Here is a 23,462-nt window from a genome sequence, read left to right on the forward strand (position 1 = left end):
ATGAATGAACTGTTAAAAGTTGATCATCTGACTGTGGATTTCTCCACCGATCAGGGCACCGTTCACGCGGTCCGCGACGTCTCGTTCTGCGTTTATCCGCAGGAGGTGCTCGGTATCGTCGGCGAATCCGGTTCCGGCAAGAGCCAGACGATGTATTCCGTCATGGGCTTACTTGCGGATAACGGTAAGATCACCGCGGAGGATATTTTGTTTGACGGCAAGAAAATCCATGAATCCGCGTTTAAGAATCATACGGAATATGAAAAGACGATGCAGCATATCCGCGGCAACGACATGGCGATGATTTTCCAGGATCCGATGACGTTTTTGAATCCGGTTCTGAAAATCGGGACGCAGCTGATCGAACCGCTGCAGAATCATACGAAGATGTCGAAGAAAGAATGCGAACAAAAGGCGATCGATCTGATGCGCCAGGTCGGCATTCCGTCTCCGGAAAAGCGGATGAACCAATATCCTTACGAGTTTTCCGGCGGCATGCGGCAGCGAATTATCATCGCAATGGCGCTGGCCTGCAATCCGAAGCTGATCATTGCGGACGAACCGACAACCGCATTGGACGTAACGATCCAGGCGCAGGTGCTGGAACTGATCCAGGATATGAAGGAGAAGCTCGGTTCCTCCGTTATCATGATTACCCACGATCTGGGCGTCGTGGCCAGTCTGTGCAACCGGATTGCGATTATGTATGGCGGCAAGATTGTTGAAATCGGCACGGACAAAGAAATTTTCTATGAACCGAAGCATCCCTATACTCAGGGGCTGCTGAACTGTATCAACAACCCGGAGGATGATGACAAAGACCTTCAGCCGATCCCGGGCTCACCGCCGGATTTATTAAATCCGCCGAAGGGCTGCCCCTTTGTCGACCGCTGTGAAAAGGCCATGCGGATCTGTAAGGAACAGATGCCTTCCGCTACCGCTTTTTCCAAAACACATGAATGTGCCTGCTGGCTTAACGAGTTGAAGAAAAGGGAGGGTAAAAAATGAACAGCGAAGTCATTTTAAAAGTTACCGACCTGAAGACTCATTTCGACGTCACCAAGGGCATGTTTGCGAAAAAGCAGATCGTAAAAGCGGTCGATGGCGTCAGCTTTGAAATTCATAAAGGTGAAACCTTCGGATTAGTCGGCGAATCCGGCTGTGGAAAATCCACACTCGGACGCACCATCGTTAAATTATACGAGCCGACAGCCGGAACGATCGAATACAAAGGTCAGGACATCACCAAACTGAAAGGCAAAGAATTAAAAGAATTCCGGAAATCAGTTCAGATGATTTTCCAGGATCCTTACGCATCGCTGAATCCGCGGATGACAGTTGGCGAAATCATCCGGGAACCGATGGATATCCACAACATTTACAACAGTTCAAAAGAACGCGAAGACCGGGTCGTGGAATTGTTGAAAATCGTTGGATTGAAACCAGATCATATCCGCCGTTATCCGCATGAATTCTCCGGCGGTCAGCGGCAGCGAATTTCGATTGCCAGAACGCTGGCATTGAATCCGGATTTCATTATCTGTGACGAACCGATTTCCGCGCTGGACGTTTCCATTCAGGCACAGATTATTAACCTGTTGAAGAACATCCAGAAGGAATTGGGTATTTCCTATTTGTTCGTAGCTCACGATCTGAGCATGGTCAAACATATTTCTGATCGGATCGGCGTCATGTATCTGGGCAATATGGTGGAGATCGGCGAAAGCAGCGATCTGTATCACAACCCGATGCATCCTTACACCAAAGCGCTGTTATCGGCTGTTCCAATTCCAGATCCGGAAATTGGCAAGTCCAAGAAGCGGATCGTCCTGCAGGGCGAGCTGCCGAGTCCGCTGGATCCGCCGTCAGGCTGTGCTTTCCGCACCCGCTGTCCGTATGCGACCGAGGAATGTGCCAAAGCCAAACCGCAGCCTTCGATCATCAACGGCCGTCAGGTTTCCTGCTTCCAGTTTCAGGCGGGATTGAAAAGATAAGTTTTACGACACGGGATTTCCTAGGAAGTTCCGTGTTTTTTAATTTTTACAAATAAATGAAGTTGATAGGCAAAAGCCATAAAAAAGATTACAATGAAAGCATAGAGGCCGGTTGAAAGGGATAATTTATGTTTAAAGACGACATGGATGAAATTAAACGCATATTGAAAGAAGGTTTGCTTCGTAACAACGGAAAGTATATTCTGCTCGCGATGACCGCTCTTTTCCTTTTCCTGTACAATCAAAAACAGGAAAGAATCACGCCGCAGCTGCTCTCGATGGAAGTCTTTGGATGTAAGAATTACATCGTATCCAGGAAAGAGGCTGATCAAGATCCCAAAGGAAGGCAGACCTATCGGATTGGAATGTCATGTCAAGAAGCTGAAAAAACAAGTCTGGTTGCAGACGCTGTTTTATGGGTCGCCGAAGATGAAAAATGGCTCCAAAATCAGATGTTAACAGAATTCAAAACGGCAGCGGAATGGGATAAAGAAAGTCAAAGTGCCTGTGATCAGGGATGTTTGCGCTTGCCTGATTCGGTGGATACAGCCACATTGGATTCCATAACAAATTCACCGGAGAATCTGGAACAGATGCAGAATGGCTCGGCTGCGGAATTGAACGCTTTCCAGTTTCCTGGTTTAGAAAGATCCTTTTTCTTTATCAGACAAAATGAACGCGTTATGGCTGTGCAGTTAAGTCAACAAATGCAATTAACAGAAGAAGAAATCGAGGCCTTGCTTAGCTTATTCACCGCAGATCTATCGTTTATTCAAGAATATTAAAAACATAGGACTTTCTTTTTCCCGCACAAGCGGCGGAGAAATGAAATAAAGAAAGGATGGAAAGTCAATGGAAAAACAAGCCTGGATTCAACATCTGAAAAGTCTGGAGAAAAACGCGATCATCGCCGCTACCGGCCGCGCCGCTCACCCCTGTGCGCAGCTGCATTCCAAGATCGGCGGAATCCCGGATTTGCCGCCGGATTTTGTCTGGCCGTATTTTGAGAATGCTCGCGGATGGGAATCTTCCACACCTCACCCGCTGTCATTCATCGCACAGATTCTGTTAGAGGACCTGATTCCGTATGATTTGGATCATCTTTTGCCAACGAGCGGAATTCTCTATTTCTTTTTCGATTTAGTAGAATATGAAGAAAACGAACAATGGGACCGTAACGTATTTTACTATGACGGCGATTTAACGCTGCTTAAGCCGCGCCCGCTGCCGGAAGAATTAACAGGGGAAGAACGGATTCCGGAATTCAACATGACTTATCACACGCTGATCGATCACCCGGGCAATCAAGAATACAGACAGTTTTATGATGTGGAAAAGAAATACGAGGAATGGGACGAACGTTATGAGGAGGACGCGGCGCTGGCTGGGTATCCGCCTCGCTCCGATTATGATGATCGCGTTTTCAAATTTCTGGGCTACGGGGATATCATTCAGAATGAGGTGTTGAGCTCAGCTGTTTTTATGCATAAGTCACTGAGTCCCGATGAGGAAGAAACACAGCCTCAGGATTGGATTAACTTATTCCAGACAGGCTTTCTGCTCAGCTCCGATTATGAACAATATTGGCTGGACGCCGGCAGTCTGTATTTCTATATCCGCAAGCAGGACTTAGCCCAGCGGAACTTCCATCATGTCTGTGCGTTTCATGAGTGCGGGTAATGGGAGTCGGCTGTCCCATATAAAATAGAAACAAGGTTACAAAACGACTGGAAGGCACCGGTCGTTTTTCTTATAGTAGGAAAGTGAATCTCGAGCTTAAATCTGACCCGCTCATGGGAAAAAATATGCGTCCATATCCTGTCCTGAAAGCGGCGCGGATAAGCGATGAAGTCCCAGTGGTTCCTGTTTACAATGAAAGTAAAGAAAGGGGGAACCGCAATGAAAAAGAAAATTGTCGGGCTGTGTGCTTGTCCCGCAGGGATTGCCCACACCTACATCGTCGCAGACAAGCTGGAAGGCGAAGCAAAGCGGATGGGCTACGAAGCCAAAGTCGAAACGCAGGGGTTTGCCGGGATTGAAAACGAGCTGACGCGGGAAGATCTCAACGAAGCCAGTCTGATTATTCTGGCGAACGACATCGCGATCAGCGGTGAGGAACGCTTTGAAGGCTACGAAGCAAAAACGGTTCATTCCAGTATGCACGAAATACTCCACCACGCTCATGAAGTGATCGAACGTTTTTTTGAAAAGGAGGGATGATCGATGAGCAGCACCACAATGAAACAAGGCTTTACTACATTCCAGAAACATCTGATGACCGGAATTGGTTATATGATCCCAGTGATCGTCGCGCCGGGAATCGTCATGGGCGTAGCCCAGGTTGCGGCTTCGATGTTAGGACTGGATATTAAATCGGCGGAAGCACTGGTCAGTGTCGACGCTCTGACACGCTGTCTTGCCTGGATGCAGCAAGTCGCTGGTCCGCAATGCCGTGATTTGATGTATCCGGTGCTGGCAGCCTATATTTCCTATTCCATTGCCAACCGCACCGGCCTGATCGTCGGCTTCTTCGGTGGTCTGCTTTCCGTCCTGTCCGGCGCCGGCTTCTTCGGCGCGGTGATCACGGGTTTCCTGGGCGGCTATCTCATGAACGCTTTGAAAAAACGCATTAAGGTCAGCCGTACCTATCTGCCGGTGATGAACATGGTCGTCTATCCGCTGATCGGCACCCTGGCGGTTTTCTTAGCCTGTTACTTTGTGATCAATCCGCTTGGCAACTGGATCACGCAAAGCATTGTATCGCTGATCGGTGTGATTGGAAATCTAGGCGGTGTGGCTGTCAGTTTTATCCTGGCCGCGGGGAATTCCTTTGATATCGGCGGCCCGGTTTCCAAAGGGTTCATGGCGATTACGCTGCAGCTGGCAGATGCCGGCTTCTCCAAAGGACCGCTGTCGATCGGTTCTGTCGTTCCGGCAATCGGTTTCGGTCTGGCAACGTTGCTGGATAAGTTTGTCGTTCGCAAACATTTGTTTGATGAGGATTTACAGGCCAGCGGCACGCCGGCGTTAATCCTGGGCCTGCTGTGCGTTGCGGAAGGCGGCCTGCCGTTGTTGTTGTCCGACTTGCTGTTCATGATTCCGATCAACTGCCTGGGCGGCGGTCTGGCCGCGGCGTCCGCTTATCTGTTTGGCGTTCACATGCCGAAAACCGTGCCGGGCGGCATCCTCGGGGTACCGTTAATGGAAAAGCCGTTCTTATATATGCTTTCAATCTTGATCGGCGCACTGACCGTTGCGGTGCTGGTTCTGCTGCGGAGGATGCGTCTGGCTCAAAAAGCAATGAAACAGAAGGAGGCTTAATATGACACAAAAACGATTTTTATCCGCAACGCCAAGCGAGTTAACGGCGATGAGCCCGACTGAATTATTAAGCGCGATCCGGATGTCTGAAGGACGGATTATCCGCGCTGCAGCCCGGATCCGCGGGGCTAATCTGGTCGATCATGTCACCAATGCCGAACTGGTCGCTGCTTTTGGCGCCGATATTGTGAATATCGACACCTACGATCCGTTCAATCCCTACATCCCCGGCTGGGCAAGTAAAGATCCGGCACGGGACGAGGAAACGGAACAGAGCGTTCAGATTCCGCTTGGTCAGGGGTATACATTCCAGGAAATCAGCGAGATCGTGGGCCGCCCGTTATCAATCCTGATGTTTGCGTGCAATCCGGAAGACGTTGAACGGACAGAACAGGTCTATGGAAAAGGAATCGTCGCCACAGCCACGCGGATGATCGCCGCCCGGCGCTTAGGTGTCAAGCATATCTGCGTCTCCGGCTGGGCTCGTCTGGAATCCTTTACCGAACTGTTTACCGCGGTACGTCAGGAATTGGGAGATGATCTGATCCTGCAGTTCAACCGTCCGCACGGCCCCGGCATCCTGAATCAGAAAGCTGGGTTTAAAGAGTTGATCACGGAGGAGGAGATTGTGTCCTTCATTCAGGCTGGGGTCAATATTGTTGGGATTCCCGCGCCGGGTTCACTGCCGGGCTGGGATCTGGCAAAATGCAAACACTATGTTGACCTGATTCACGAACAGGGCGCATTGGCTTCGCTGGGCGTGCATACTTCCCAAGAAGGCGCTTTCCCGCAGACGGTGGAACAGATCGCACTGTATGCCAAAATGGCCGGCGCGGACATTCATGACTTAGGCGATTCCGGTTATAACGAACAAGTTCCGGATCCGCTCAACATTTTCCATTATTCCATGGCGATCCGCGGCCGCCGGCATACCTATCGCCGGATGGCAACGTCGGTCAGACGTTAGGAGGCAAAATATGCTACCGTTAATTCAATGGATCGAACGTGTGCCTGAAAAAGGCCGTCTGTTAATCGCGACCCGCAAAGAAAACCTGCGGCCGCTCGCTGAATATCTGGCCGACCGGCTGGATGATCTGAACGAGCTGGTCTATGTCGGTTCCGGCAGTTCTTATAATTCTGTTATGAGTGTGAAGGGCTGGATTGAACGGATCACAAAGCTCAAGGTATCCGTGATGACTCCCAATGAATATCTTTATGACCGGACTGTCCGCAATCCCAACGCTCTGACAATCTTTCCTTCCCAATCCGGAACCTCCGTCACAACGCGCAAGGCGCTGCAGTCCGCGCAGCGGCAAGGGCTGCCAAACGTCGCTGTCACGCAGAACCCGAACCAGTATATGTCGCAGGAATGCGGCGTGCACGTCGATATGATGTGCGCCGATGAGGAATACAAGATGCGCACGGTCGGCTATGTTTCCGGAATGGTGGTCCAGCTGTTGATCGCGATGGAAATCGGTCTGCGTCGTCATACGATCACCGCGGAGGAAGAACAGAAACTGATTGCGCAGATAGAAGCCGCGCTGACAAACTGGCCGCAGATTGAGACTCAGGCGATGACCTGGTATAAACGAAATGAAACGCAGCTGCTGAATTCGGCAATGTTCGCGGTGTACGGAATCGACGGTCTGTGGGGTGCGGCGCTGGAAGGGGCTCTAAAATTGATTGAAATCGGCAAGGTCATGTCAATTGGCTATGAGCTGGAGGAAGGCATGCACGGTCCGACGCTGGGCTTTCATCCGCAACTGTGCGTACTGGTCATGAACGACGGCGGCCGGGAAAACGACCGCGCCCGAGGACTGGCCCGGTTTGCGAAATGCGAGTTCGGCAACGGCTTTTTGATCGGTGCGAATCCGATTGACGAATCCGATCTGGCGTTTACACCGCAATCCTGCTTCCCGGCGCTGGAATTTCCCTGTGCAATTCAGGTGCTGAGCTGGTGTCTGGCTCAGGCCAAAGGTGTCGATTTGACGCTGCCGATCGCGCAGAATGAAAAACCTTACTTCCAGACGCATCAATATACTGAGAAGCTTTAAGTCTTGAGTTCGGAATTAGTTTGTGCTGATAACGCAAAAGCTCATTGAAATTCAGGAAACGCTCGCTTCATGGCGAATTCTGATCCTGCCAGCCAGACCACAATCCATTGATTAAGAAGGAACGGTTTCAGAAATATTGAATCAAGCACGGGAAAAGACGGTTGAGCCGGGAAAACGCCTGACGAGCGGGATCCAGCCAACAGTCTTTTTTTATCAGAAAATGGATTATGTAAAGGAATGGGATTGAAAGGAAGCACTTTTCCCATGCCTTTGAATTTCCAACCGAGCTGTCATCAACGGGTATCGGTGTTAAAAAATAAAACAGGACTTCGTCAGTTTCGATTCAAATAAAAGGAGTATAACGGCGGATAAAGGAAAAAAACACGTTCTGGAAAAACGTATGATTCCTTGAGCGCTTTCCAGGACGTGAGGTTAGATTATTCTGTTTCAATACTTTCAAATAAGATGCGCAAGAAGGCGTCGGCCTCTGTCTGCCGGATTAACCGCTGGACTTTCTCCGGATCTTGAATCAATCGGTAAATCATAGGAAATACACATTTATTTTTTTTGACGGCGGGATTGATAATTCCGATAAATAATAATTGTACGCGGGATCTTCCCCACATTATCGGTTCTTTCAGAATTCCGATTGCCAGCATCGTGTCGATGGGAACGGAAAGGAAACAATGCGGGATCGCAACCATTTCTGTGATTTCTGTCGAAGACATCGCTTCCCGCTCTTTGATCGCTGTCGCAAACGCTTCGCTGATCAAGCCCGTTTCTACCATTGAAGCCGTCAGAGAATCTAACGCCTCCGCTTTGGTCTTTCCGTCCACCGCCGGGAAGAAAAGCTCCCGCCGGAACAAAGAACGCAGATACTGCAGCGATGAATAATTGTGGATCATGAATTCAATCTTATGAATATCCTCGCTGGTTACCATCGGACTGATTAAAATTGACGGCAGCGGATTATTTCCTGCCGGCAGCGGGACTGTGGTGATAATAAAATCGACGTCGATCGCGGAAAAGTCAGGCAATTCGTAGGAAGCGAGGACGTCCTGAATGATCAGCTGAGGAATCTTCCGGCTCAGGCGCAGCCGGATCAGCTCTGAAGTTCCGATTCCACTGCCGCAAACGATCACCGTTCGGCATAACATTGCGGTTCTGTCTTTTTCCAAGGCGGCCGCAAAATGCAGCGCGATGTAGCCGATATCATCATCGTTGATTGCCAGATGATGTTTTTCCTTTAACATTTCACATCCGATCAACGAATAATTGTAAGCTTCGACATATTGTGATTTAATCAACGTCATCAGGGGATTGGGCAGCGTGGCTTTCAGATAGTAACGCGAAAAAGAGGCATATAAGTGTGTCATCAGTGCTTTTCTCAGTTTTGCATCACTGCGGAAGTCGACCTTACAGAGATTCAAAATGTTGTTGAGCATGTCATCGACCAGCTCCCGCAGCCAATCTGCGGAGGCCAGCGCTTCATCCGGCGGCAGCGGGGTACGGTTACCAATGATTGACGCGAAATACAATCGCTCTTCGTCATTGATCGTCAGCGGACCGCAAAAGAGATCCAGGATCGCGGACGCCGCCCGTTGAACAGCAGGCTGCAGCGTTTCACTTAAGCTGGGCAGTGAAAGCCGCAATTGGGCTCCACCCTGAATCCGACACAGACTAACCATCAGATATTTCAAACAGTAATGCACAAGATCTTCTTCCGGCGGAATGCCTTCCGCTTTCAGAATCTGACAGATTTGACTGACCGAACGGCTGAGCACAAACGGCATGCGGTCTAGCAATTCCGGTTCGGCAGAGAGAAAGGAAGCGGTCACAAATAAAGTTCTCACCATGAAATTGCGGATATCAACTTCTTCCCCGACAATGTAATATCCATAATAGGGCCGGTTCGCTAAAAGAATCCCGTTTTCTTTCAATGTCTTTTTGACTTCAACCATCAGCTTATTCAAAGTAGAACGGGAAATGAACAGTTGATCGATCATTTCCGACTGCGAAATTGTCGGATTCACAAGCAGACTTTTCAAGATTTCGAATTGCAGCTCGCCATTGTTTTCGGAGAACTCAAAAACCTTTGTTTTTTCCTGTAAAAAAGCTTCAAAACAAACGGCGTCGATGATTTCCAGCCGGTAACCTGTCTTATCGGATAAAATGCGGGCCCCGTGTTGTTCCAAAAGCGGAATTAACTCGGCAATGTAACGCTTGCAAGTGCGGGCGGATAACTTAAGCTGCTGGGCAAGCATGCCGCTGGTCAGCGGGGAATGTCCCCGCTTCAGCAGCTGGATCAGCTGAAACATTTTTTCGTTCAGCATGGAGCTCACCTCCTTGCGTCACAGCTGAATATCGTTGAACAGAGCATAGACCGCCGCGGGTTGATCCAGCTCGCGGAGCTGACTGACAAAGACTTCGTCGACCAGCTTGCGGGCAAGCTGGGATAATAAACGGATATGCGTGTTTTCCGCATTGGACTGCGGAACGGCCAATACCAAAATGAGATCGACTTCCTCCTCTGAACTCCAGCGGATTGGCTGTTCAAGATGGGCAAAGAAAACAGACGGCTGGCGGATCGATTCCAGCCGGCAGTGGGGAATTGCGATCCCGTCGCCTACCCCGGTGGAAAACTCCGCCTCCCGATCCCATAAGCCTTTGAGAAACAAAGCTGCATCCGCGATGATCTCCGCTTCCGCGGCCCAGCGGCTCGCCGTCTGCAGAACTTCTGCCTTGGTGGCGGCCGGGCAATGCAGATGAATATATTCTTGTTTTATAATTTCACTCATGAACTGTACTCCTTCTGATTTCATTGTAGCGATTCCGGTAAGGAACTTCATTTTCTACTTTTACGCCTCACGGTGACAGAAAAGAGGGATGTTTTGAAAGGAAGGCAAGTCTATTATAACAAGCGAGTCTGTGGTGAGAGCCTGGGGAAAAGATGGAAAAAATTACCAGTTAAATGAAGGGTTGCGAAAAGGATAAGGTTGAGAGCCGCTGCTGAATTACAAAATGAGCGGGTAGGCCAAAAACAGTATGATTTTGATAGCATAAGCAAGATAAAAAAACGGTATTCGGAGGGGAAATCAGTTATAATCAAAGTAGCTTGAGATTGTTTCTGCACGGGGGATGAATGACGATGTTAAAAAACGAAAATCCGATGACATTGCTGAGGAATTATTTCAAAAAGGGATGGGAACGCAGCCGGGAACGCCGGAAATGGCGGAACCGGTGTCTGCTGAGTGTACTTGTCGTTGCCCTGGGCGCTTATCTATATTTCAAACACCAGGAAAGAGTATCGCCGGTCTTGTTATCGCTGAAACCTTTCGGCTGCGATCATTTCACAGCCAGCGGTCAGGATGCGCATCGCGATGCTCTGGGAGAACTCAATTACTCAGTGCAGCTGCGCTGTGAGGATACCGGCAATCCTTTGTCGGCAAGCGTGTCGCTGATCGAATCGGCACGGCCTTCGCAGCTCATGAATTTGATGAAGCAGGATCTGCGCGGCTATCTGAAAGGACAGCGAAATGCACAGATGCCTTGTAAAACAGGTTGTCTGCGGCTGCCGGAAGAAATTGACGAAACTTGGCTTGCATCGCTGACGTTTGACGAAGGCCAGATCCTCAAGGATCCGCAGGCGGCAATCCGACAGATCCGGCAGGCGCAGATTCCTGGCACACAGGACGCCTATTTTTTCCTGCAGCGGGAAAACCGTGTGATCACCGTGCAGCTGACGAGCGAAGCTCTGCTATCTGAATCCGCGCTGAAAGAGCTGCTTTCCTTGTTTGACGCCGATTTCTCCTTTTTAGATAAATGAGTTGGCTGACGCTCCCGGATGCGCTGTTCATACTCCTAAACTTTCATGAAGACCGGCGTTTATCCACGCCGTTTTTCTTTTCCCGCATAGACATGAATGAGGAGGTGAGATCAATGGCAAAAATTATGGTTTATGATCCGGACACCAATCAGATTTATACAGAATGGCGGGCAGAAAACGATCCGATGCCGTATTCCTACGGACGGACGTTGCTAGTCCGGGAGTTCCGCGGTTCCAGCCGGTCCACGGTTTTCTGGACGACGACCACGGCGATGGAAGCCTGGAACGCCCCCCGCCGCACCTACGGCGCGGCGATTCCGGTCGGTTACGCGTTTAAACGAATCTGGGAGGGAGGCCACGGCCTGCAGTCGCAGCACTATGTCGGCGTTTCCTTTGACGTCGGCCAGCGGCTGTCGCAGAGTCAGCGCAATCAGATCTGGCGGACCGCGAATAACCTCGGCGTCTGGGGGTATGTCGAACCGCTGTCGATGACGCCGACCTGGGTTCACTTCGACCGCCGGTATGCCCGCGGCGCCTGCGGCGGCACATCGGGATTCCCGACGCTGCGCGAAGGCTCGGTCGGCTGCTACACGCTGGTGCTGCAGGACGCGCTGAACGCGCTGGGGTATTCGACGCGTTGGCTGGACGGTAAATTCGGCAACGCGACCCGGACGGCGCTGATTCAGTATCAACGCGATAACGGTTTAGGCGCGGACGGCATTGCCGGCTGCCAGACCTGGAAACGCATCGCGGCGGAAGTCGTCGGTATCGGGCGGACTCCGACGGTGATCGATCCGTAAGCCGACAAGGCAGGTCCATGCCTGCCTTACATAAGTAAGTAAAGAAATTAAAATTGAGAATGGAGAAGCCTGGAAAATTCCACACTATTAAAGAGGGAAAAAACGGTAATCCCGCTCAATGAAGGCGTTTTCTTAAGGAAAGAACGAAAAAAAACAAATGAAAGCAAATTTTCAACTTTGCAAAAAACATTTCTATGCTATAATCATTGAGTCTTATCGTATATCTTCACAGGGAACAGCGTGAAGAGTTTCTACCCAATGGCTATATATTGGACTACGATAGAATTCAAGGGACAACTCTGTCTGTGACTTCTATCGTGCCGGTAGAAGTTTTTTATTTGAAATCAGGAAGGGGAACTCATGAAAAAACAGTCAACAATCCTGCTGATCGCGCCGATCACGATCCTGCTTGTGGTCGTGCTGATCCTTCCGCTTCTGGCGGTTCTGTTACCGACCGTGTTTGAAGGCGGAGCGGTGACGTTAAGCCGCTACATCGCCTTTTTCCAGGATCCTTATTACATCAAAATCTTTGTCCGGACGCTGCGGATCGCGTTAGTCTGCACGCTGGTCTGCATGATTCTGGGGATTCCGACGGCGTATTTTATTTCCCGGGTCTCAAAGAAATGGCGCGGTATTCTGATGTCCGTCGCATTGTTTCCGATGCTGACAAACTCGGTTATCCGGGCCTTTGCCTGGATCAACATTCTCGGCAAGAACGGCATCGTGAATCAGATTCTTTCCACGCTGCATCTGGTTGATCAGCCGCTGTCGATGCTGTATACGGAATTCTCCGTTCTCGTCGGTACGATCTATCTGTTTCTGCCGCTAATGATCATCACGCTGGTCGGCGTCATGGAAAACATTGACAACGACATGATGGAAGCGGCGGAAAGTCTGGGCGCCAGCCGGCTGCTTTCATTCTTCAAGGTCATTCTGCCGATGTCGATTCCGGGTATCATCACCGGGGCGGTGCTGGTGTTTACCGGCGCGATGACGGCGTACACGACGCCGCAGTTATTAGGCGGTCCGAAAAACATGCTGCTGTCGACGCTGATCTATCAGCGGGCGATGACGCTCAACGACTGGACCGGCGCGAGCGTGGTAGCGTTAGTCATGATCGTGACGACGCTGATCGTTATGAAGGGACTCAATGCCATTGCCGGCCGGCTGGATAAGCGGGGTGAAAACTGATGCGTAAAAATAAATTTCTGACCTTCTATGCCTGTCTGGTGTTCGGCTTTCTGTTTCTGCCGCTGGCGATCATTGCGGTGACGGCGTTCAACACGGCGCCGACGATCAGTTTCCCGATCTCCGGCTTTACCTTCAAATGGTTTGCCAACGTCTTCGCGACGAAATCCTTCCTCAGCGGCTTCCAGCTCAGCTTCATGCTGGCGATCGTGGCGACGCTGATCGCGCTGCTGGTCGGAGTCCCGGCCGCTTATGCGCTCAGCCGCAACAGCGTCAAAGGCAAAAAACTGCTGAAAAGCTTCTTCTTATCCCCGACGATCATTCCGGGCATCGTCGTCGGTTATTCGTTATATCAGTTCATCGTTCTGAAGCTGAAGCTGCCGGTCATGCAGGGCTTACTGATCGGTCACTTCCTGGTCGTGCTGCCCTACGTCATCCGGGTTGTCGGTTCCGCGCTGGAACAATTTGATTTCTCGATTGAGGAAATGGCCTGGACGCTGGGCTGCGGCAAGGCGCAGGCGTTCTTCAAGGTTGTGCTGCCGAATATTTCTTCAGGGATTGTCGCGGCGTTTATGCTGGCGTTCATCAATTCCTTCAACAACATTCCGGTTTCCATGTTCTTAAGCGGACCGGGCGTGCGGACGCTGCCGACGGCGCTGATGAATTACATCGAATATTTCTACGATCCGACGGTTTCGGCGGTCAGCGTGCTGCTGATGGCGGCGACGATCGCGATCATGTTTGTGGTCGAAAAGACACTGGGCATCGGGGCCCTGACGAAGTAGGAGGAAAAGCATGTCAAAGGTAACCTTAAACGATATCAACGTCAGCTATGACGGCAAAACCCAGATCCTCAAGGGCCTGAATTTAGAGATCGGCGAAGGCGAGCTGGTGTCCTTGTTAGGACCTTCCGGCTGCGGCAAGACGACGACACTGCGGGTCATTGCCGGATTCATCATTCCCAGCAGCGGTCAGTTGTTTGTCGATACGGAAGAAATGACGAAAGTGCCGGTGCACAAGCGCAACTTCGGTCTGGTTTTCCAGAGCTACGCGCTGTTTCCACATTTAAGCGTCTATGAAAACGTTGCGTTCGGCTTAAAGCTGAGAAAGATGGAAAAGGCGGAAATGGACCGCAAGATCAAGGAGATCCTGGAGGTCTGCGATCTGACGGAGTACGCTCAGCGCTTTCCGAAGCAGCTCTCCGGCGGGCAGCGTCAGCGCGTCGCGCTGGCCCGGGCGCTGGTCATTGAACCGCGCTTACTGCTGCTGGACGAACCGCTGTCCAACCTGGACGCGAAGCTGCGTCTGAACATGCGCGTCGAGATCAAGCGGCTGCAGAAGAAGCTGGGCATTACGACGGTATTTGTCACTCACGATCAGGAAGAATGCTTCTCGATCTCGGATAAAGTCGCGGTCATGAACGGCGGCGTGATCGAACAGTTCGGCACGCCGGAGGAAATTTACTCCCGGCCGAAAACGGAGTTTGTCGCGCGGTTCATCGGCTTTGAGAATTTCATCCAGCTGCGCAAGACTCAAGAAAATACCTATCGGGCTAACGACGGCTCCCTCTTCACCGCCGAGATGGATTGCGGAAAGGACGAATGCCTGGGCACGATCCGTCCGGACGATATCCAAATCGTCACGAATGGGGAGGCCGCTGGCAACACTGTCACGGCTAAAATCGAAGTCCGTACCTATTTAGGCAAGAGCTATCAATATGAGCTGAGCACGCCGATCGGGCGCTTAGTCGTTAACGACGGCTCCGGCGCGCTTTACAAAGCCGGCGACACGATCACAATCCAGCTGCCGGCCGCGAAGATCGTATTGGTTTAATTCCGGTTAAACCGATTCGCAGGGAATTTGCCGCAGTTTAAAAAACCACTCTGCTTCTGAGAAGAAACCGGTCTTTTCACTGAAACTCCAAGGGAAAGTGATCGGTTCCCGCTCAGGATTCCATACAAGAACAAGCTGACATTTTAAGGAGGAAAGAAAATGAGAAAGCTGATGATTTCGCTCTGCGCTCTGGCCATGATTGCGGCTGTGAGCGGCTGTTCCAGCAAGCCGGAAGGTGAAGGCCAGACCGAAGGCCAGCGCACGCTGACCGTTTCAACCTGGGGGTTAAGCGAAGACGTGCTCGTTGAGGATGTGTACGGTCCGTTTGAGGAACTGTGCAACTGTAAGGTCATCCTGGAAACCGATACGACGGCCAACCGTTATACCAAGTTGTCCACCAACCCGGATTCCACGGTCGATGTCATCGAGCTGTCGCAGGCTGCGGCGGCCAACGGCTATGTTGCCGACCTGTTTGAAAAGATCGACACCACCCAGATTCCGAATCTGGACAACATCATCGAAGGCGCGAAATCAACGGTCGCTCAGGGATACGGTCCAGCTTATACGCTCAACAGCATCGGCATCATTTATGATAAGGAAGCTGTCGGCTTTGAAATTACCAGCTGGGCGGATTTGTGGAAGCCGGAACTGGCAGGCAAGCTGTCGATTCCAGAGCTGTCGACGACCTTTGGCCCGGCGATGGTTTACCTGGCTTCCGACTACAAGGGCGTCGATATCACGACGGACGACGGGGCAGCGGCGTTTGAAGCGCTGAACGAGCTGAAATCCAATATCGTCAGAACCTATTCCAAGTCAAGCGATTTGGCAAATATGTTTGCGGCCGGGGAAATCGCGGTTGCGGTCGTCGGCGACTTCGGTGTGCCGGTCATCAAGAATGCGGCTCCGGATGTGGAATTCGTCGTTCCGGCGGAATACACCTATGCCAACTTCAATACGATTGATATCAACAAAAACTCCAAAAACAAAGACCTGGCTTACATGTATATCAACTGGCGGATTTCTCAGGAGCTGCAGTCCGTCACCGCGGTTACGCTGAATGAAGGCCCGGTTAATAAGAACGTGGAACTGACGCCGGAACAGTCCGCAAACATGACTTACGGCGACGTAGCGGAACGCGCGAAGTCAATCGACTATTCGTTTGTCAACCCGCTGATGGCGCAGTGGACGGATCAGTGGAACCGCACGATCAACAACTAACATCTGGAAATCTTCCTGAAGGCTCAGGAAGCAACGACAAGGCAGGGTCCAACACGGGTCCTGCCCTGTTTCAAATCAGAGGTGAAAGGAGAAAACCGCATGAGTACAATGAGAATCCGCAACGCCCGTGTGTTCAACAGCTATACGCAGACATTTGAGGAAAAAAGCGTGCTGATCCGCGACGGACAGTTCGCGCAGCTGCAGGAAACTGAAGAGGAACAATGCCGTCCCGTGGATCAGGAAATCGACGCCCGGGGGCGCTGGATGATTCCCGGCTTGATCGACATCCACATGCATGTCGAAAGCTCGATGACCATTCCGACCGAATTTTCCCGGCAGGCGCTGTCCTTCGGCGTCACGACGGTGGTCGCCGATCCGCATGAGATCGCCAACGTGTTCGGGCTGGCGGGCATCGAAGCGTTCATGGCCAGCGAGCCGGTCATGGATATTTTCTATGGAATTCCCTCTTCCGTTCCGTCGACTAATCCGGATTGCGAAACAACCGGCGGCGTGATCGGCTTAGAAGAAGTGGACAAGCTGCTGGACAATCCGCAGATCCGCTGCCTGGGCGAAGTCATGAACTTCAAGGAGCTGGTCAGTGAGGAAGACACATTGATCCGTCAGATCGTTGCGCTGTGCAAAAAGAAACGGCCGCTGCTGCCGTTAGAGGGGCATTGCCCGAAGATCAGCGGGGCGGATCTGGCGAAGTTCATCGCATCCGGCGTCAATGCCGATCATACTCAGCAAACTCCGGAAAGCATCGTTGAGAAAATCACCAACGGCATGTACTTGGAAATGCAGGGCAAATCGATCCATGAAGACACGATCCGGACATTGATGGAGCATCAATTCTACGAATATTTCAGTCTGGTGACCGACGATGTGATGCCGGATCATTTCCTGCACGGCCATCTTAACCAAGTTTTGCTTTCCGCCGTCCGCTGTGGCCTGCCGATGGAAAAGGCCATTTACTGCAGCACCTTCACCTCTGCCCGGCGGATGCATCTGGACGACCGCGGCGTGATCGCTCCGGGGAAAATCGCGGATTTCGTGCTGCTGGACAGTCTGGAAGACTGGACCGTGCATCAGGTCTATAAAAACGGCGTTCTGGTCAGCGAACCGCAAAGCGGCTACGCGATTGCGGAAAAGCCGGTTTCCTTCCCGCCGGAATTTTACCATTCACTGCATCATAGGCCCTTGACGGAAGACGATTTACTCGTCCGGGTTTCCCCGTCGGCGAAGTCGGTGACTGCGCAGGTCATCGAAATTAATCCGCGGGCAACATTTACGCGGCTGACGACTGCGGAGCTGCCGGTGGAAAACGGCGTTGTTCAGTGGCAGAACCGCGGGCTGGCGCTGATGGCCTGCATCGAGCGCTATGGCAAGGGCGGACAGATCGCGCTGGCGTTTACGACCGGGGGAATTCAGAAAAACGGCGCGGTTGCATCCTCCTGGGCGCATGATCATCACAATCTGATTGTCATGGGCTCCAATGTTCCGGACATGGTTGCGGCGGCCAATCATCTGCTTGCGATCCAGGGCGGCTACTGTGTCTGTGTCGATGAGAAGATCACGGCCTGCGCTTCATTGCAGGTCGGGGGCATTGTTTCCGATCAGCCGCTGGCGGAACTGGCCGGGCAGATCGAGGCGGTGCGCGCGGCAATGGAGGATCAGCTGGGGTATGTTCATCACAATGCAGTGATGTCGTTTGCGACGCTGTCCTTGCCGGTATCGCCGGAGGTCAAGCTGACGGATAAAGGATTGTTGATCGGCAAAACGCTGGAATTCATTCCGCTGATCAAAGAGGAACACGCATGAGAGTCCGGATCGAGAATGTGACGCTGGTCACGACAGATGAGACCAATCGTGTTTTTGAAAACGGCTGTCTGGTCTGGGAAGACGATACCATTTTGGCGCTGAATGATTTCAGCGTGCATGTGGATGAAGTGATCGACGGGCAGGGGGGCCTGCTTCTGCCCGGGATGGTGAATACGCATTGTCATCTGGGGATGATCCCGTTCCGTTCTCTGGGCGATGATTGCCCGGATCGGCTGCGGCGGTTTCTGTTTCCGTTGGAAAACGCAGCGATGACGCGCGAGCTGGCGCAGGCTTCGGCCCGCTACGCGGCGGCGGAAATGATGCTGGGCGGCGTGACGACGGTGTTCGACATGTATTATTTTGAGGACGCGCTGGCGGAAGCGATGGTCGAGATGAACATGCGCGCGGTGCTGGCGGAGACGATCGTCGACTTTGCCAACTGCGACAGCGACGCCTCGTATGGCGGACTGGCGCTCGGTGAGCGGTTTATTCAGGAATGGAAAGGCCGGCATCCGCTGATCACGCCGGCGATCGGCCCGCATGCGACCAATACCAACAGCGCTGAAGTCTTAAAGCAAGCTCAGGCGATCGCGGAGCGCTGCGACGTGCTGCTTTCGCTGCATACGGCGGAAATGGATTATGAGATGGAAACCTTCCGCAAAGAGCGGAATCAGACGCCGATCGAATATCTGGAGTCGATCGGTTTGTTAAGCCCGCATCTGGTTGCGGCGCACTGCATTCACGTCAACGATCAGGATCTGGCGCTGATGGCGAAATATGGCTGTCGGATCGCGCACTGCATCGGTTCGAATATGAAAGCGGGCAAAGGGATTGCGCCCTTGAAGAAGATGGTTGCCCATCACATCCCGGTTGGGTTGGGAACAGACGGCGCTTCCAGCGGCAACACGCTGGATTTGTTCGCGCAGCTGCCGTTAATTGGCAAGGCGCACAAGACGGCGAATCATGACCGAGCGTTGTTTCCGGCGAAGGAAATTCTGCCGCTGGCGACGATCGACGGAGCCCGGGTATTAAATCTGGACGATCAGATCGGTTCGTTAACGCCGGGGAAAAAAGCGGATCTTGTGCTGGTGGAAACGCAGTCCGCCAACATGTTCCCGATCTACGATCCATTCTCCGCTCTGGTTTACAGCGCTCATGCGGGCAATGTGGATTCAGTCTGGATCAACGGCGTGCAGACGGTGAAGCATAAGCAGCTGGTCCGTCAGGATCTGCGCTGCCTACGGGAAGATCTGGAAGCGAAGATGCAGTTCTTCAAGGCTGAAGCGCTGCGCCGGAGCGAGGATCTGTAAACAAACTTAACTATAAACTTAATTGATCTGAAAGTTATTACGAATGAGAGCGCTGATCTTCAGCGAATAAAAAGAAAAGACCTCGGAGATTCTGGAGAACCGGAAAATCTGAGGTTTTCTTTTTTATTCAACCTGCGCATTATTCAAGTTAAGAATTTCTAATTTCCTAAGTTTATTGTCTGCCGAGGCTCAAAAAAGTACCGACTTTACCAATGAATACCCAGTTTTAAATTATCCGGGAATCAGAGCCTGATTCTGCAGAGTTTTACTAAAACTCCAAAGTAATTTTACTTTTTCCATTTTCTCAGGAGGCTTTTTTGAATTTTGCGCAATATTAAAGAAGTAGGGTCTTTGACAAAGCGGCTGCCCGTCCGGGATGGATCATTCTTTTGATTCACTTGTTTTTCGAGCTTGTTTTCTCAGCTCTGGAAAGGAGGGGCTTTCTATGAATTTCTTCATGGAACTTTTGTCTTCTTTAACGATAAGGGACATTCTGGCGGTTGCCCAGCTTCTGACAACCAGCCTGGACTACATCTTAAAAATTATAGAACTCAAAAAAAGTGCCGCATTCCGTCGCAAGGATAACCGGCACTTATCTATCCACCGCTTCCCTTCAATGAAGAGAAAGCGAACGATGGGTATCGCTTTCTCAAGCGTCCCTACACCCTTAGTATAGGCCATTCTTGAGTTATTTCAAAACTTCTTATAAGTTTTTTATCACGGTCAACTGAAAAGTTAAGTTTCACTTTTGAAAGCGGAAAAAGAAAAATTCCACAGAAAATGAATTTCTCGAAAACTCGTTCTTTTAACTTACTTATTGCTTTTGATTCCAAAACCCGGACTCGCGGAATAAAGCAGAATCAATCAGTTTGGGATCGTACATCACCCTGGCGTGGTTGACAATCAGTTCCTGATCAAACGCCACTTCCCCGCTGGCTTTGTTGATCGCTTTGCGCCGCACGATGTTATGCCGGTAAGCACCGTCCTTTTCCCAGGTGAAGCCGCTGTCCTGTTCGTAGATATGATATTTCAGCGGCTGCGGATGATCGCAGCGCAGCTCGCCGCACAGATAACGCTCATTCGTTTCAATCACAAGCTGAAACGTATCGGACGTGCGGTTTTCCACCCGGTAATCCAGATAGTTATAAACGATAGAAGTCCCCGTTCCAAACGGCACCTGACGGCCGAAATCAGGAAACAGATCAAACCGGCCGTGGTGGTGATGCTCGGTGATCGTTAAGGAGCTGTGCAGCACCATCCAGTGGATCAGATTGGTCATCTGGCACATACCGCCGCCGATGCCGGAGGAAGGGTGATTGCCGGAAATCGTCAGACCTTCCCGATATCCCTTTTCCGCTGTGCATTCGCCAACGCAATGCCAGAACGAAAAGGTTTCACCCGGCCGGATCAGTAAATGCGTGAGTTTGGGAGCGGCCAGGGACAGATTGACCGCCTTGTTTTCCTGCAGCCGCTGATCGACGTCGCCCAGCTTTCGCCGGATCAGCGAATTATGCCGGTTAACAACAATGGGCAGTAAGGCTTCGCTGCGCGTTTGGGCAAAGTGAATCTGATGAATTTGGTCTTGAAATTTTCGTTTGAGAATTTCTTTTTTCCGCGACAATGCGTAAGCCCGCGGACCAAGCTGATATAAATGTAACCGCTGCATACTGAGTTTCCCTGTTCCTTTCCCTGATGTGCTGTTTTATAACTTTGAAGCTATGAAAACGGAGGTGAATCTTCGAGTTTTCCGAAGGAGAAAACGGTGATTTTTCTGAGTTCATCTCTACTAACGATATCCTATCAGCAATATTGACAAATGTCAATGTAAGAAAACCAGGTTTTCTGCTTGTGTCCTGCGGCAGTTTGTTTATAATAATACACAGGAGGGTTTTAAGTATTATGAAAACTGTATGGAATAAGACGCAGGGCGAACAGCGGGAAGCCTTGTTTGCCTTCAACGAAGCGTATAAGCATTTTATTTCCGTATGCAAAACGGAACGCGAATGCGTGCGGGAAACAGTCCGGCTGGCTGAAGAAAATGGCTACCGGGATCTGAATGAAGTCCTGGCGGCCGACGCCAAAATCCAGGCTGGCGACAAATTGTATGCCGTCAATAAGGATAAGGATATCGCGTTATTCGTGATCGGTAGCGAACCGCTGGAAGCGGGCATGAACATCGTCGGGGCGCACATTGATTCCCCGCGCCTCGATCTGAAGCAGCATCCGATCTATGAGGATCAGGGACTGACGCTGCTGGATACGCATTACTACGGTGGAATTAAAAAATATCAGTGGGTCGCTCATCCGATGGCGCTGCACGGCGTCGTCTTCAAGAAGGACGGCACGCGGATTGAATTGAACATCGGCGAGGACGAAAACGATCCGGTTGTCGGCATCAGCGATCTGTTAGTCCATCTTTCCGCCGATCAGATGCAGAAGACCGGCGCGAAGGTCGTGGAAGGCGAAGACTTGAATGTGCTGGTCGGAAGCATTCCGGCCGAGGGCGGCGAAGAAGAAAAAGAGCCGGTCAAGAAAGCGATTCTGGCGCTGTTAAAAGAAAAATACAACATTGAGGAAGATGATTTCCTGTCCGCGGAAATCGAAGTGGTGCCGGCAGGGAAGGCGCGCGATTACGGTCTGGACCGCAGTTTGGTTTTAGGCTATGGCCATGACGACCGCGTCTGCGCCTATACTTCGGCTCTGGCGACCTTCGCCATGGAAAATCCGCAGCGCACCAGCGTCTGCCTGTTAGTTGACAAAGAAGAAGTCGGAAGCAATGGCGCCAGCGGCATGCACTCGCATTTCTTTGAGAACACGGTCGCGGAAATCCTGAATGCAATGGGTGATTACAGCGAGCTGAAAGTTCGCCGCGCCCTGCAGAACAGTAAGATGTTAAGCAGCGACGTCAGCGCCGGCTACGATCCGAATTATCCGTCGGTCAATGAAATGAAGAATACGGCGTTTTTAGGCAAGGGAATCGTCTTTAACAAATATACCGGATCCCGCGGCAAGAGCGGATGCAATGACGCCAATCCGGAATTCATTGCCGAGCTGCGCCGGATCATGGATGAGGAAGACGTCATGTTCCAGACCGCTGAACTGGGCCGCGTCGATCAGGGCGGCGGCGGAACCATCGCCTACATTCTGGCTAATTACAATATGGAAGTCATCGACGCCGGCATCGCCGTGCAGAACATGCATGCGCCTTGGGAAATCGTTTCCAAAGCGGACGTCTATGAAGCTTACCGCGCTTATGTTGCGTTCTTAAAGAAAGCGTAAGCGAGAGGGGACTTTAAAACTGAAATAAAACCGGTTTATCCAAGCTCCGCGAAGACGGCGGAACGAAGGCAAACCGGTTTTTTCTTATACCAATGGGGAATCTTTTGTGTGAAAAGAAATGCGGAATTTATTTTTCAGCCCATGATTTTCCCGGCGACAGCACACCGCCCATGCCTTTGGCAATCAAGGTGAAATAGCGCTCGCGGTCTTTCGGACTGTCCGGAAATTTGCCGTCGGCGACATTGACGGCTAAATTCAGCGTGGTATCGATGACAAACTCCCAGAAAACCTCGGATCGGATTAAAATCGCACTTTTGTTCAGTTCAACGAAGTGATTAAAAAACGCAAAGGACTCCGTCTGACCACGCATGACGTCGCGGGTATAGAATGAGGAATGACGAAATTGAGAGTAGAATTTAGCGTGATCACCATGGGACGCGAAATAACCGAAATATAAAAACCAAAGCTCACGGATGTTCCGCCGCAATGAAAATAATTTAATGTCCACTTGTTTCAGCTGCGCATCCACCTGTCTGTCGACATGATAAAAACATGCCGCTAACAGCTCCGGCTTACTATGAAAGTAATGAAAGATACTGCCCTCGCTGATTCCGCATTCCTTCGCGATTCTGCGTGTGGACAAATTTTCCAGTCCTTCCCGGGCGGTCTGGGCGATTGTAATTTCTAATATCTGGCCTGCGTCGATCGTTTGTTTTCTCATGGCTTTAGTATAGATGATTTTACTGAAAAATGCGATTAAAAACTATATTTTAAAGTTAACTGTTCAAGTCTCTGTGATAAACTTTTTATTGAGCGATTGC

At 51.1% G+C, this 23,462-nt stretch carries 23 protein-coding genes and 1 riboswitch; of the genes, 18 read left to right on the forward strand and 5 right to left on the reverse strand.

Going from position 1 to position 23,462, the window contains the following annotated elements; translation table 11 throughout:
* The 8 genes from DWY25_RS04765 (at position 1) to DWY25_RS04800 (ending at position 7,369) form a co-directional block, all read left to right on the forward strand.
* On the forward strand, positions 1 to 1,008 hold the full coding sequence (locus DWY25_RS04765; protein ID WP_117894281.1) for an ABC transporter ATP-binding protein: 1,008 nt from the start codon (positions 1 to 3) through the stop codon (positions 1,006 to 1,008).
* Positions 1,005 to 1,994 (forward strand): ABC transporter ATP-binding protein, encoded by a 990-nt coding sequence (locus DWY25_RS04770; RefSeq protein WP_006057662.1) that lies wholly within the window; start codon positions 1,005 to 1,007, stop codon positions 1,992 to 1,994. The genes DWY25_RS04765 and DWY25_RS04770 overlap by 4 nt, the downstream gene beginning before the upstream one ends.
* A 128-nt stretch (positions 1,995 to 2,122) precedes the next feature.
* Positions 2,123 to 2,779 carry a hypothetical protein gene (locus DWY25_RS04775; RefSeq protein WP_117894282.1) on the forward strand — a complete coding sequence of 219 codons (657 nt, stop codon included), beginning with the start codon at positions 2,123 to 2,125 and terminating at the stop codon, positions 2,777 to 2,779.
* Positions 2,780 to 2,846: 67 nt separating this feature from the next.
* Positions 2,847 to 3,674, forward strand: a complete 828-nt coding sequence (locus DWY25_RS04780; RefSeq protein ID WP_117894283.1) for a DUF1963 domain-containing protein — start codon at positions 2,847 to 2,849, stop codon at positions 3,672 to 3,674.
* A gap of 219 nt (positions 3,675 to 3,893) precedes the next feature.
* Positions 3,894 to 4,214 (forward strand): PTS fructose transporter subunit IIB, encoded by a 321-nt coding sequence (locus DWY25_RS04785; protein ID WP_039863684.1) that lies wholly within the window; start codon positions 3,894 to 3,896, stop codon positions 4,212 to 4,214.
* Positions 4,215 to 4,217: 3 nt separating this feature from the next.
* Positions 4,218 to 5,315: a PTS transporter subunit EIIC gene (locus DWY25_RS04790; protein WP_117894285.1), complete on the forward strand. Its 1,098-nt coding sequence runs from the start codon at positions 4,218 to 4,220 to the stop codon at positions 5,313 to 5,315.
* Position 5,316: 1 nt separating this feature from the next.
* Positions 5,317 to 6,282, forward strand: a complete 966-nt coding sequence (locus DWY25_RS04795) for a DUF7916 family protein (RefSeq protein WP_117894286.1) — start codon at positions 5,317 to 5,319, stop codon at positions 6,280 to 6,282.
* A 10-nt stretch (positions 6,283 to 6,292) separates the two neighbouring features.
* Positions 6,293 to 7,369, forward strand: coding sequence for an SIS domain-containing protein (locus DWY25_RS04800; RefSeq protein ID WP_117894287.1), 1,077 nt, complete (start codon positions 6,293 to 6,295; stop codon positions 7,367 to 7,369).
* Between the two features lie 41 nt (positions 7,370 to 7,410).
* Here the strand turns inward: DWY25_RS04800 and DWY25_RS17590 are convergent, their stop codons facing one another.
* The 3 genes from DWY25_RS17590 to DWY25_RS04810 all read right to left on the reverse strand — a co-directional run bounded on the left by DWY25_RS17590 (position 7,411) and on the right by DWY25_RS04810 (position 10,167).
* A complete protein-coding gene (locus DWY25_RS17590; RefSeq protein ID WP_147336660.1) occupies positions 7,411 to 7,635 on the reverse strand; it encodes a hypothetical protein in 225 nt (74 codons plus the stop codon).
* A gap of 171 nt (positions 7,636 to 7,806) precedes the next feature.
* Complete coding sequence (locus tag DWY25_RS04805; RefSeq protein WP_117894288.1) at positions 7,807 to 9,702, reverse strand: BglG family transcription antiterminator; 1,896 nt, start codon at positions 9,700 to 9,702, stop codon at positions 7,807 to 7,809.
* An 18-nt stretch (positions 9,703 to 9,720) separates the two neighbouring features.
* A complete protein-coding gene (locus DWY25_RS04810; protein ID WP_181981698.1) occupies positions 9,721 to 10,167 on the reverse strand; it encodes a PTS sugar transporter subunit IIA in 447 nt (148 codons plus the stop codon).
* A 350-nt stretch (positions 10,168 to 10,517) separates the two neighbouring features.
* Here DWY25_RS04810 and DWY25_RS04815 point away from each other — a divergent pair, with 350 nt between their 5' ends.
* The 9 genes from DWY25_RS04815 to DWY25_RS04855 all read left to right on the forward strand — a co-directional run bounded on the left by DWY25_RS04815 (position 10,518) and on the right by DWY25_RS04855 (position 20,038).
* Positions 10,518 to 11,195, forward strand: coding sequence for a hypothetical protein (locus tag DWY25_RS04815; protein ID WP_147336661.1), 678 nt, complete (start codon positions 10,518 to 10,520; stop codon positions 11,193 to 11,195).
* Positions 11,196 to 11,308: 113 nt separating this feature from the next.
* Positions 11,309 to 11,995: a peptidoglycan-binding domain-containing protein gene (locus DWY25_RS04820; RefSeq protein ID WP_117894291.1), complete on the forward strand. Its 687-nt coding sequence runs from the start codon at positions 11,309 to 11,311 to the stop codon at positions 11,993 to 11,995.
* 196 nt (positions 11,996 to 12,191) lie between these two features.
* A riboswitch (purine riboswitch) is annotated at positions 12,192 to 12,292 on the forward strand.
* A gap of 63 nt (positions 12,293 to 12,355) precedes the next feature.
* Complete coding sequence (locus tag DWY25_RS04825; protein WP_117894292.1) at positions 12,356 to 13,186, forward strand: ABC transporter permease; 831 nt, start codon at positions 12,356 to 12,358, stop codon at positions 13,184 to 13,186.
* Entirely contained in the window at positions 13,186 to 13,968 is a 783-nt protein-coding gene (locus DWY25_RS04830; protein ID WP_117894293.1) for an ABC transporter permease, read from the forward strand. Before DWY25_RS04825 ends, DWY25_RS04830 begins: the two co-directional genes overlap by 1 nt.
* A gap of 10 nt (positions 13,969 to 13,978) precedes the next feature.
* Positions 13,979 to 15,016: an ABC transporter ATP-binding protein gene (locus tag DWY25_RS04835; RefSeq protein ID WP_117894294.1), complete on the forward strand. Its 1,038-nt coding sequence runs from the start codon at positions 13,979 to 13,981 to the stop codon at positions 15,014 to 15,016.
* A 159-nt stretch (positions 15,017 to 15,175) separates the two neighbouring features.
* On the forward strand, positions 15,176 to 16,234 hold the full coding sequence (locus DWY25_RS04840; RefSeq protein ID WP_117894295.1) for an ABC transporter substrate-binding protein: 1,059 nt from the start codon (positions 15,176 to 15,178) through the stop codon (positions 16,232 to 16,234).
* A gap of 99 nt (positions 16,235 to 16,333) precedes the next feature.
* A complete protein-coding gene (locus DWY25_RS04845) occupies positions 16,334 to 18,052 on the forward strand; it encodes an adenine deaminase C-terminal domain-containing protein (RefSeq protein WP_244925930.1) in 1,719 nt (572 codons plus the stop codon).
* Positions 18,049 to 19,362, forward strand: a complete 1,314-nt coding sequence (locus DWY25_RS04850; RefSeq protein ID WP_117894296.1) for an amidohydrolase — start codon at positions 18,049 to 18,051, stop codon at positions 19,360 to 19,362. Before DWY25_RS04845 ends, DWY25_RS04850 begins: the two co-directional genes overlap by 4 nt.
* A gap of 445 nt (positions 19,363 to 19,807) precedes the next feature.
* Entirely contained in the window at positions 19,808 to 20,038 is a 231-nt protein-coding gene (locus DWY25_RS04855; protein ID WP_117894297.1) for a hypothetical protein, read from the forward strand.
* A 138-nt stretch (positions 20,039 to 20,176) separates the two neighbouring features.
* Here the strand turns inward: DWY25_RS04855 and DWY25_RS04860 are convergent, their stop codons facing one another.
* Positions 20,177 to 21,028, reverse strand: a complete 852-nt coding sequence (locus tag DWY25_RS04860; RefSeq protein WP_117894298.1) for a VanW family protein — start codon at positions 21,026 to 21,028, stop codon at positions 20,177 to 20,179.
* Positions 21,029 to 21,261: 233 nt separating this feature from the next.
* Here DWY25_RS04860 and DWY25_RS04865 point away from each other — a divergent pair, with 233 nt between their 5' ends.
* Entirely contained in the window at positions 21,262 to 22,641 is a 1,380-nt protein-coding gene (locus DWY25_RS04865; RefSeq protein WP_117894299.1) for an aminopeptidase, read from the forward strand.
* 127 nt (positions 22,642 to 22,768) lie between these two features.
* On the opposite strand, the gene DWY25_RS04870 is transcribed toward DWY25_RS04865, so the two are convergent.
* A complete protein-coding gene (locus tag DWY25_RS04870; protein ID WP_117894300.1) occupies positions 22,769 to 23,362 on the reverse strand; it encodes a TetR/AcrR family transcriptional regulator in 594 nt (197 codons plus the stop codon).
* Positions 23,363 to 23,462 lie beyond the last annotated feature (100 nt).

This window comes from Holdemania filiformis, assembly GCF_003459085.1.
Lineage (GTDB): Bacteria > Bacillota_I > Bacilli_A > Erysipelotrichales > Erysipelotrichaceae > Holdemania > Holdemania filiformis.

Excerpts from the sequence above, each read along its gene's own strand:
- DWY25_RS04795 (WP_117894286.1), top strand. The coding sequence starts at position 5,317 with ATGACACAAAAACGATTTTTATCCGCAACGCCAAGCGAGTTAACGGCG.
- DWY25_RS04805 (WP_117894288.1), bottom strand. The coding sequence starts at position 9,702 with ATGCTGAACGAAAAAATGTTTCAGCTGATCCAGCTGCTGAAGCGGGGA.
- DWY25_RS04825 (WP_117894292.1), top strand. The coding sequence starts at position 12,356 with ATGAAAAAACAGTCAACAATCCTGCTGATCGCGCCGATCACGATCCTG.
- DWY25_RS04865 (WP_117894299.1), top strand. The coding sequence starts at position 21,262 with ATGAAAACTGTATGGAATAAGACGCAGGGCGAACAGCGGGAAGCCTTG.
- DWY25_RS04840 (WP_117894295.1), top strand. The coding sequence starts at position 15,176 with ATGAGAAAGCTGATGATTTCGCTCTGCGCTCTGGCCATGATTGCGGCT.
- DWY25_RS04860 (WP_117894298.1), bottom strand. The coding sequence starts at position 21,028 with ATGCAGCGGTTACATTTATATCAGCTTGGTCCGCGGGCTTACGCATTG.
- DWY25_RS04815 (WP_147336661.1), top strand. The coding sequence starts at position 10,518 with ATGTTAAAAAACGAAAATCCGATGACATTGCTGAGGAATTATTTCAAA.
- DWY25_RS04850 (WP_117894296.1), top strand. The coding sequence starts at position 18,049 with ATGAGAGTCCGGATCGAGAATGTGACGCTGGTCACGACAGATGAGACC.
- DWY25_RS04790 (WP_117894285.1), top strand. The coding sequence starts at position 4,218 with ATGAGCAGCACCACAATGAAACAAGGCTTTACTACATTCCAGAAACAT.
- DWY25_RS17590 (WP_147336660.1), bottom strand. The coding sequence starts at position 7,635 with ATGGGAAAAGTGCTTCCTTTCAATCCCATTCCTTTACATAATCCATTT.
- DWY25_RS04870 (WP_117894300.1), bottom strand. The coding sequence starts at position 23,362 with ATGAGAAAACAAACGATCGACGCAGGCCAGATATTAGAAATTACAATC.
- DWY25_RS04775 (WP_117894282.1), top strand. The coding sequence starts at position 2,123 with ATGTTTAAAGACGACATGGATGAAATTAAACGCATATTGAAAGAAGGT.
- DWY25_RS04855 (WP_117894297.1), top strand. The coding sequence starts at position 19,808 with ATGAATTTCTTCATGGAACTTTTGTCTTCTTTAACGATAAGGGACATT.
- DWY25_RS04845 (WP_244925930.1), top strand. The coding sequence starts at position 16,334 with ATGAGTACAATGAGAATCCGCAACGCCCGTGTGTTCAACAGCTATACG.
- DWY25_RS04810 (WP_181981698.1), bottom strand. The coding sequence starts at position 10,167 with ATGAGTGAAATTATAAAACAAGAATATATTCATCTGCATTGCCCGGCC.
- DWY25_RS04800 (WP_117894287.1), top strand. The coding sequence starts at position 6,293 with ATGCTACCGTTAATTCAATGGATCGAACGTGTGCCTGAAAAAGGCCGT.
- DWY25_RS04765 (WP_117894281.1), top strand. The coding sequence starts at position 1 with ATGAATGAACTGTTAAAAGTTGATCATCTGACTGTGGATTTCTCCACC.
- DWY25_RS04835 (WP_117894294.1), top strand. The coding sequence starts at position 13,979 with ATGTCAAAGGTAACCTTAAACGATATCAACGTCAGCTATGACGGCAAA.
- DWY25_RS04780 (WP_117894283.1), top strand. The coding sequence starts at position 2,847 with ATGGAAAAACAAGCCTGGATTCAACATCTGAAAAGTCTGGAGAAAAAC.
- DWY25_RS04785 (WP_039863684.1), top strand. The coding sequence starts at position 3,894 with ATGAAAAAGAAAATTGTCGGGCTGTGTGCTTGTCCCGCAGGGATTGCC.
- DWY25_RS04830 (WP_117894293.1), top strand. The coding sequence starts at position 13,186 with ATGCGTAAAAATAAATTTCTGACCTTCTATGCCTGTCTGGTGTTCGGC.
- DWY25_RS04820 (WP_117894291.1), top strand. The coding sequence starts at position 11,309 with ATGGCAAAAATTATGGTTTATGATCCGGACACCAATCAGATTTATACA.
- DWY25_RS04770 (WP_006057662.1), top strand. The coding sequence starts at position 1,005 with ATGAACAGCGAAGTCATTTTAAAAGTTACCGACCTGAAGACTCATTTC.